9 protein-coding genes and 1 pseudogene are annotated in these 6,777 nt (G+C 68.0%); 5 read left to right on the top strand and 5 right to left on the bottom strand.

Annotated elements, in window-relative coordinates; translation table 11 throughout:
• Positions 1–141 precede the first annotated feature (141 nt).
• From ITJ56_RS04810 to ITJ56_RS18850, 4 genes and pseudogenes are all read right to left on the bottom strand, one after another.
• Positions 142–723, bottom strand: a complete 582-nt coding sequence (locus ITJ56_RS04810; RefSeq protein WP_194628166.1) for a TetR/AcrR family transcriptional regulator — start codon at positions 721–723, stop codon at positions 142–144.
• Between the two features lie 77 nt (positions 724–800).
• Positions 801–1,151: a putative quinol monooxygenase gene (locus ITJ56_RS04805; RefSeq protein ID WP_194628165.1), complete on the bottom strand. Its 351-nt coding sequence runs from the start codon at positions 1,149–1,151 to the stop codon at positions 801–803.
• A gap of 230 nt (positions 1,152–1,381) precedes the next feature.
• Positions 1,382–1,537, bottom strand: a complete 156-nt coding sequence (locus ITJ56_RS18855; protein ID WP_323749721.1) for an aldo/keto reductase — start codon at positions 1,535–1,537, stop codon at positions 1,382–1,384.
• A gap of 130 nt (positions 1,538–1,667) precedes the next feature.
• Positions 1,668–2,174 (bottom strand): annotated as a pseudogene (locus ITJ56_RS18850) (aldo/keto reductase); the annotation flags it as partial.
• 192 nt (positions 2,175–2,366) lie between these two features.
• On the opposite strand from ITJ56_RS18850, the gene ITJ56_RS04795 reads away from it, so the two are divergent.
• The 5 genes from ITJ56_RS04795 (at position 2,367) to ITJ56_RS04775 (ending at position 5,431) form a co-directional block, all read left to right on the top strand.
• Entirely contained in the window at positions 2,367–2,789 is a 423-nt protein-coding gene (locus ITJ56_RS04795; protein ID WP_194628163.1) for a winged helix-turn-helix transcriptional regulator, read from the top strand.
• 62 nt (positions 2,790–2,851) lie between these two features.
• Positions 2,852–2,992, top strand: coding sequence for a hypothetical protein (locus ITJ56_RS04790; protein ID WP_194628161.1), 141 nt, complete (start codon positions 2,852–2,854; stop codon positions 2,990–2,992).
• A 211-nt stretch (positions 2,993–3,203) separates the two neighbouring features.
• A complete protein-coding gene (locus ITJ56_RS04785; RefSeq protein WP_194628160.1) occupies positions 3,204–3,416 on the top strand; it encodes a hypothetical protein in 213 nt (70 codons plus the stop codon).
• A gap of 271 nt (positions 3,417–3,687) precedes the next feature.
• Positions 3,688–4,632, top strand: coding sequence for an AraC family transcriptional regulator (locus ITJ56_RS18845; protein WP_194628158.1), 945 nt, complete (start codon positions 3,688–3,690; stop codon positions 4,630–4,632).
• A gap of 214 nt (positions 4,633–4,846) precedes the next feature.
• Positions 4,847–5,431, top strand: coding sequence for a hypothetical protein (locus ITJ56_RS04775; RefSeq protein WP_194628156.1), 585 nt, complete (start codon positions 4,847–4,849; stop codon positions 5,429–5,431).
• A 369-nt stretch (positions 5,432–5,800) separates the two neighbouring features.
• Here ITJ56_RS04775 and galE read toward each other — a convergent pair whose 3' ends face one another.
• Positions 5,801–6,763, bottom strand: a complete 963-nt coding sequence (gene galE / locus ITJ56_RS04770) for a UDP-glucose 4-epimerase GalE (RefSeq protein WP_194628154.1) — start codon at positions 6,761–6,763, stop codon at positions 5,801–5,803.
• Positions 6,764–6,777: the final 14 nt, after the last annotated feature.

The raw sequence follows: 6,777 nt of genomic DNA, 5'->3' as shown, positions 1-6,777 counted from the left end.
GCTACCGCACCCCGGCAGAAGCATTCGAGCAGCTACTCTCGGACCCGAAACAACCACCCGTTGCAACGACCCCTTGAAACCGCCACCGGCTATCGAGACGCTTCCTCTGAGTACTCGACCGGGTGCGGGTTGTCGGTTTCTTCAGGTGAGCAGCGTCAGTGCTGCTCGCCCGACGCCGAGGAGCGTCGACCGGTCGGCGCCGGCGGTCCCGAGGACTTCCATGCCGCGTGTGACCGCCACGAAGTACGTCGCCAGGGCCCGCGCGTGGAGGGCCGCATCCACTTCTCCGGCTGCTTGCGCTTGCTCGATGCATTCGGCGTACTCGTCCTCGAGGCGCCGATAGGCGCGACGAGCGGCCGCCGCGACGTCCGGATCACGGTCGGCCAGCTCCACCGTGGCCTTGGTGAACAACGAGTCCAGCGGCCCCTCTGATGTGAAGGTGATGGCGAGCGCATTCAGGTGCGCCCTGATCCGCTCGAGCGGAGAGGACGTCCCGGACGAAAGTTCGGCGGTCAGGCGATCAACGTGCGTGGAGGTGCTCCGCTCGAGCGCGCGCAGGAAGAGGTCCCGTTTGCCGCCGAAGGTGTTGTAGATGCTCTGCTTACCGAGCCCGGTGGCGCGGCTGAGCTCCTCCATCGTCGTTCCGCCGTAGCCGGCGGCGGCGAAGACGCCGGCAGCCGATTCGACGACGGCGTCCTCGTCGAATTTCCGAGGGCGGGACATGACGTGATCCTATGCGGGCCGATGTCCGCGATCGGGCGTCCGCTCGTCCTGCGTAGCGCGGGTCGCCTGGTGGTGGGTCAGCTCGCGTCGGGGAGGGCGCCGGCGGTTTGCGCGGCCACGTCGTAGTACTCGGCCTGGTAGTCGAGGATGCGGATGCCGCCGAGCACGGTCGTGACGGCCTTGAGGAAGTCTTCATCGGCCATGTGGGCGTCGATGGCGGCTTGGTCACGCCACCCCTCGGTGAGGTGGATTGTGTTCGGGTCCGTGAGGTCCTCGGCGAAGACGTAGTACGTGCATCCGTCTTGCTGCGCGGTGGTCATCAGATGGGGGATGACGGCGTCGCTGAACGCCTGTCGATCGTCAGGGTGAACTGTGTAGTACGCGCTGATGACCTTGCTCGTGGGGATGTGCTTGGTGTGCGGGATCATGGTGCTTTCTCCTCTGCGACCAGGGGTTGCCCGGGTCGGGGCCCACCTTACCCCCGTTGTTGTCCGATCAGTCAATAACGCCATCCTCGTGTCCTGCCTGCTCGCGCGGGCGGGTCACTGAGCCGACACGAGCGACGTCTCGGATCGGTGCCCGGAGAGGAATCGCTTGCCGGTCGCGGGTCACGCCTGGCGGGCTGTCGCCGTTGTGTCCCGCCAGGCGTCGCCTCGGGTCAGCCCGAGATGCGGTCGAGCTCGCGAAGATCCGTCTTGGAGAGGGTGAGTGCGGCGCCGGCGGTGTTTTCGCGCAGGTGGTCTGCCGAAGCGGTCCCGGGGATCAGGAGGATGTTCGGCGACCGGTGCAGCAGCCACGCCAGGGCGACCGACATGGGTGTCGAGTCGAGTCGGGCGGCGACGCCCGAGAGCGCGTCGGACTGCAGCGGGGTGAACCCGCCGAGGGGGGAAGAACGGGATGTAAGCGACGCCCTCGTCGGCGAGCCGGTCGATGAGGGCGTCGTCCCAGCGGTTTGCGAGGTTGTACATGTTCTGCACCGACACGATGGGCGCGATCGACTGCGCTTCCTCAACCTGTGCCGGGGTGGCGTTGCTGACGCCGAGGTGCCGGATCACGCCCTGCTGCTGCAGGTCGACGAGCGTCTCGAACGCCTCGGTGATGCGTTCCCGGACGGGCCCGTCGGCGTCGCCGAGGCGCAGGTGCACGAGGTCCAGGGAGTCGACTCCGAGGGTCTCGAGGTTGTCGTCGATCTGGGCGCGCAGCTCGTCGGGCTTCCGCGCTGACGGCCATCCGCCGTTCTCGTCGCGGCGTCCACCGGCCTTGGTCGCGATGACCAGGTCGTCGGCGTAAGGGTGGAGTGCCTCGCGGATGAGGTCGTTGACGACGCGGGGCCCGTAGGTCTCGGCGGTGTCGATGTGGGTGATGCCGCTGCCCACGGCGGCGCGCAGCACGGCGAGTGCGGCCTCGTGGTCCTTCGGAGGGCCGACGACCCAGGGGCCGGCGAGCTGCATGGCTCCGTACCCGAAGCGGGTCACGGTGCGGTCGCCCAGGGTCCAGGTTCCGCCGGGCAGGTCGGGGGTGGTGCTGGTGGCCATCAGGTGCCTCTCGTGCTTGTGGAACTGCGTGTCGTGTCTCACTCTGGAGGAAGCACTTTCTCGGAGGAAGTAGTTACCTGTAAGTGCGTTGATACCTGAGGAGGTTCCGTGGTGACCGCGACCGCTGCTGAGAAGAAGGCCGATGAGAAAGCGCGCTACAACGCGTTCCTGTCGGCGTGCCCGAGTCAGCGACTGTTGGCGCAAGTCTCCGGCAAGTGGGTGACCCTGGTGCTGTCTGCGCTGGGCAGTGGTCCCGAGTGCGACGGGGACCCACGGCCGATGCGGTACTCCGAACTGGGACGGGTCCTCGCGGGCGTGAGTCCGAAGATGTTGTCCCAGACGTTGCGGTCTCTCGAGCGGGATGGCTTGATCACCCGGACGGCGACTGCGACGGTCCCGGTCACCGTGACGTACGAGCTCACCGAGCTCGGCCTCTCGCTGCACACGACGGTCCGGCAGCTGAAGGCATGGTCCGAGGCCCACCGTGACGAGGTCACAACCCACCAAGATCAGTTCGACGCCGCCAGGTAGGGGACGGTGGGGGTTGACTTCGCCTGGATGGTGTCCCACGCGGTTCGCCGTTGGGTGGTCGCATGAAGTTCATCCACTACAACGGGCAAGCGACGATGGTCGCCGACGGGGTCGCGGGTGCGGTGATCGAGTACGCCGCGGTCCTTGGATCGAATGGCAGGACGGACACCATCGGTGTCCCCACCTTCGACGAGGACGGCTAACCGCAACGGAAACCCAGCGAGTCACCCGATTGGTCGTGACCAAGGCTCGCTGCGAGCGTCGACGCTCCGGCCCTGGAGAGTCGCCCTAGCGCCCGGGCCGGAGCGCGATTGCCTCCGGGCCGTCTCGGCTGTGCTGTCCCGCTGTGCGTCCAGACGTGCTCGCAGACGCACTCGAATTGCTGCCCGGCGACCACGCCTGGAGAATCATCGGGTGCAGTGGAACGCGGGCTACGTCCCCGACGATGACAGTGAGCCGGTCGTTGCAGGTGTCGAAGCCGACACCCCCATCGAGGCAGTCGCTCGGCTCCGCGAGGTCGTCGGCACCGAAACCGACGTGCTCTACGTCCTCCCCGATCCCGCCGCCCACCGTGACGACACCGAGACGTACGAGTCGTTTCTCGGAGGCCCGAACACGGGCGACTGAGATCGCCCGGTGGCCCAGGAACGAGCCGGGAGAGATCATTGCGTCTCGATCCCGACCCGCACGGACCCCTGTCGTTCGCCGGGCCCATCCGGGTGCCGTTCCGACCCGAACGGTCCAGCACCCACTTGAAGGATGCTCGCATCACCTGAGTGGATGCACACGGGCAGCGACTGCATCGATTGGGGAGTGACCGGGCTACCCGGGCAATATCCGATTCCGGAAGTTGGGTGCAGGCATTGCGGCTCGGCCGGGTTGCCGTGATGATCAGGCGGTGTCCGAATCCATGCGCCGCGCCCGGCAGGTCGTCGAGACCACAGATCCTTCTGTTGCTGCGGACGCGATCGCTCGCACCCACGTCGGCCACGGTGTCGATGTGGACCCGGATGGTGCTGGGTTCGTGTTCGAGGAGCGGGTGCGCGGAACACGTCTGCTGTCGCTGGAGTCCACTACTTGCACTGGGGCGGTCAGTGGCACGATCGAGCCGGGTAGCGCGATGACGTTGGTGTGGTTGAAGTCCGGCCGAGGACACGTCGATGGTCACCCTGTCGCGATCGGTGGGCCAGTGCTGTTCCGGAACGGGCCGCAGCCCGTCCGGTTCGAGGCGTTCCAGAAGGACGTCATCCGCATCGACCGCGTGACGGTTGAAGAAGTCGCTGCTGAGCGCGGTGGCTGGGCGCCGGGACCGCTGGAGTTCCGCCCCCGGCACGTCCCAGAAGGGCCAACGTTGGCGGCCTGGTGGCTGATGGTCCGTACCGTCGCAGCTGAAGTGCTCACCGGTCCGGATGAGGTGTCGATGGAGCGGGAGCAGGAACTCACCCGGTTCGCCGCGAACGGGCTGTTGACCGCGATTCCGCACTGGCCCGTCGAGCAGCCCGCCCAGCAGACCCCCGCGAGCTCTCGATTCGCCCGTGCCGAGGCATTCCTGCTCGAGCACGCGGCCGAGCAGATCACCGTCGCTGACGTTGCCGAAGCCGCCGGGCTGAGTGTCCGCGGCGTTCAGGCCGCGTTCAACCGTCACCACGGAACCACGCCGCTGGCGTACCTGCGCCGCATCCGACTCCTCCTCGCCCGCGAGCAGCTGCAGTCCGTGTCCGACCGGAGCATCGCCGAGATCGCACGCGGAGCCGGCTTCGCGCACCTCGGACGGTTCGCGGGCGCCTACCGCGACGAGTTCGGCGAACTCCCACGGCACACCCTCCGAGCAGCCCGCGGCTGATGACATGCAACGGTGCGGTTTCCGTTCGACACCGGCAACGACGTGAAGATCGCGAAGGGCCCACCCGAGTCTTCGCAACGACGTGATCGGATCTCCCGCGCGGATCGGCCGGAGGGGACCGGTGTCCGGCAGCCATCGACCGAGCAGTGGCGAAGCGGTTCGGCCGCGCGATGCGTCGCATCTGGCATGCTGAACCGCAGGGGGAAGGGGCACCATGTCGGACAACACCGTTGAGGGGCGCGCCGCACGTCGGCGACGGGACGTGAAGCGCCTCGCCCTCGGCACGGTGTTCGTGCTCGTGTTCGTCCTCATCGTCGGAGCCTGCCAAGGCCACCAGCCGTACATCGCGTCCGATGCCGTCGCCGCCCAGCAGGACCACCGCACCGTCGCTGCCTTGAACGCGTTCATGGAACCCAACGGCGGCTTGTCGCAGTGGAAGGACTACTACGACGAAGGGGAGTCCCGGCCCGAGCCGTTCCGTGAACTCACCGGCGACTCCGTCTGCTCGAACACCGACATCCTCGGCTTCACCACCGGCGACGCTGGCCGCCGACGGGAAGTGAACCTGTCGAGCACGTCCGAGGTCACCGCGCGGAAGGTGCTCGACAATGCTGAACGGGTCTGGGCGGAGTACGACATCACTCGCCGAGGCGACAACCGGGGTCGTAGCTCGTGGACACAGGTGCGCTACTCCGGAGGCAGGAGCTCGCCGACGTTCTACGTCAGCTACTCCGGCGCGAACCCCGACGCGAAGGTCAACATGCTCATCCTCGCCGCGTCCGTCTGCCGGGAGCTCTGATCGGCGCACGCCGGGGCGGTCCTGACGGAGTACTCCCCGGCGTCGTTCACAACGCCCCCACACGGTCTGTCCGTAGCCGATCGGTTCGCGAGACTGCTGAGGTCGGCTGTGCGGCGTGCCTCCTACCGCTTGCCGGTGTGGCGGGCCCGGAGCGCGACGAAGGTCACGACAACCGCACGTGAACCGACACGTCGGCCGCCGACCAGGCAGGCGACTCGAGACGACTCATAGCCGCAAGGTCCATGGGAACGGCCAGAAGCTCGACCCTGCCACCGTCTCAGTAGCCGATCGGCTTCCGGCACGCGACGACGACACGGACACGACACGGAGCGGTGCGAGAACGACGCCACCGATCGAAGCTGCACACACTCAGGAGGCGCTGCGGCGGGCGTCCCAGGCGCTCGAGACCATCTCGTCGAGGGTGTGGCGCATCGCCCACTCCAGGTCGCGGGCGGCGGCTTCGCCGGTCGCGACGATCCGCGCCGGGTCGCCGGGGCGACGCGGAGCGATCTCCGGCTCGAAGGCGATCCCGGTGCCCGTCGCCATGGCGTCCATGATCTGCCGGACGCTCACGCCGTCGCCGCTGCCGAGGTTGTAGGCGCGGTCGAGCGACTCCCCCGCCTCGAGCTTCCGTGCAGCCACGGCGTGCGAGTGCGCCAGGTCGGCGACGTGCACGTAGTCGCGCACGCAGGTGCCGTCCGGCGTGTCGTAGTCGTCGCCGTTGATCCGCGGGGTCCGGCCGGCGAGCAGCGCGTCGAACACCAGCGGGAACAGGTTGTGCGGGCTGGCGTCGTACAGGTCAGGCTCCCCCGAGCCGACGACGTTGAAGTAGCGCAGCGAGGTCGTGGTGAAACCCGCGGCGACCTCCATGTCGCGGAGCAGCCACTCGCCGATCAGCTTCGACTCGCCGTACGGGGACTCCGGGTTCTTCGGGGTGGACTCGACGACGGTCTCGACGTCCGGGGTGCCGTAGACGGCGGCGCTCGACGAGAAGACCGCCTTCGTCACGCCGGTGTCGGCCATCGCGCGGAGCAGCGTCGCCATCCCGGTGACGTTCTGCTCGTAGGTGTGCAGCGGCCGCTCGACCGAGACGCCGGCGTACTTGAAGCCGGCGACGTGGACGACACCCGCGACGTCGTGCTCGCGCAGGGTGCGTGCGACGAGCTCACCGTCGAGGATCGTGCCCTCGACGAACGGCACGTCGCCCGGCACGAACGCGCGGAAGCCGCTCGAGAGGTCGTCGAACGCGACCGTGTCGATGCCGGCCGAGCGCAGTGCCCGGACGACGTGGGATCCGATGTACCCGGCACCGCCGGTGACCAGCCAACTCATGCTCGCCACGCTAG

This window comes from Curtobacterium sp. VKM Ac-1376, from assembly GCF_015351025.1.
GTDB lineage: Bacteria > Actinomycetota > Actinomycetes > Actinomycetales > Microbacteriaceae > Curtobacterium.
Note: the sequence above shows the minus strand (reverse complement) of the source record. Positions and strands in the feature narration are given on the sequence as shown.

Excerpts from the sequence above, each read along its gene's own strand:
- ITJ56_RS04810 (WP_194628166.1), bottom strand. The coding sequence starts at position 723 with ATGTCCCGCCCTCGGAAATTCGACGAGGACGCCGTCGTCGAATCGGCT.
- ITJ56_RS04805 (WP_194628165.1), bottom strand. The coding sequence starts at position 1,151 with ATGATCCCGCACACCAAGCACATCCCCACGAGCAAGGTCATCAGCGCG.
- ITJ56_RS04790 (WP_194628161.1), top strand. The coding sequence starts at position 2,852 with ATGAAGTTCATCCACTACAACGGGCAAGCGACGATGGTCGCCGACGGG.
- galE (WP_194628154.1), bottom strand. The coding sequence starts at position 6,763 with ATGAGTTGGCTGGTCACCGGCGGTGCCGGGTACATCGGATCCCACGTC.
- ITJ56_RS18855 (WP_323749721.1), bottom strand. The coding sequence starts at position 1,537 with ATGTCGGTCGCCCTGGCGTGGCTGCTGCACCGGTCGCCGAACATCCTC.
- ITJ56_RS04775 (WP_194628156.1), top strand. The coding sequence starts at position 4,847 with ATGTCGGACAACACCGTTGAGGGGCGCGCCGCACGTCGGCGACGGGAC.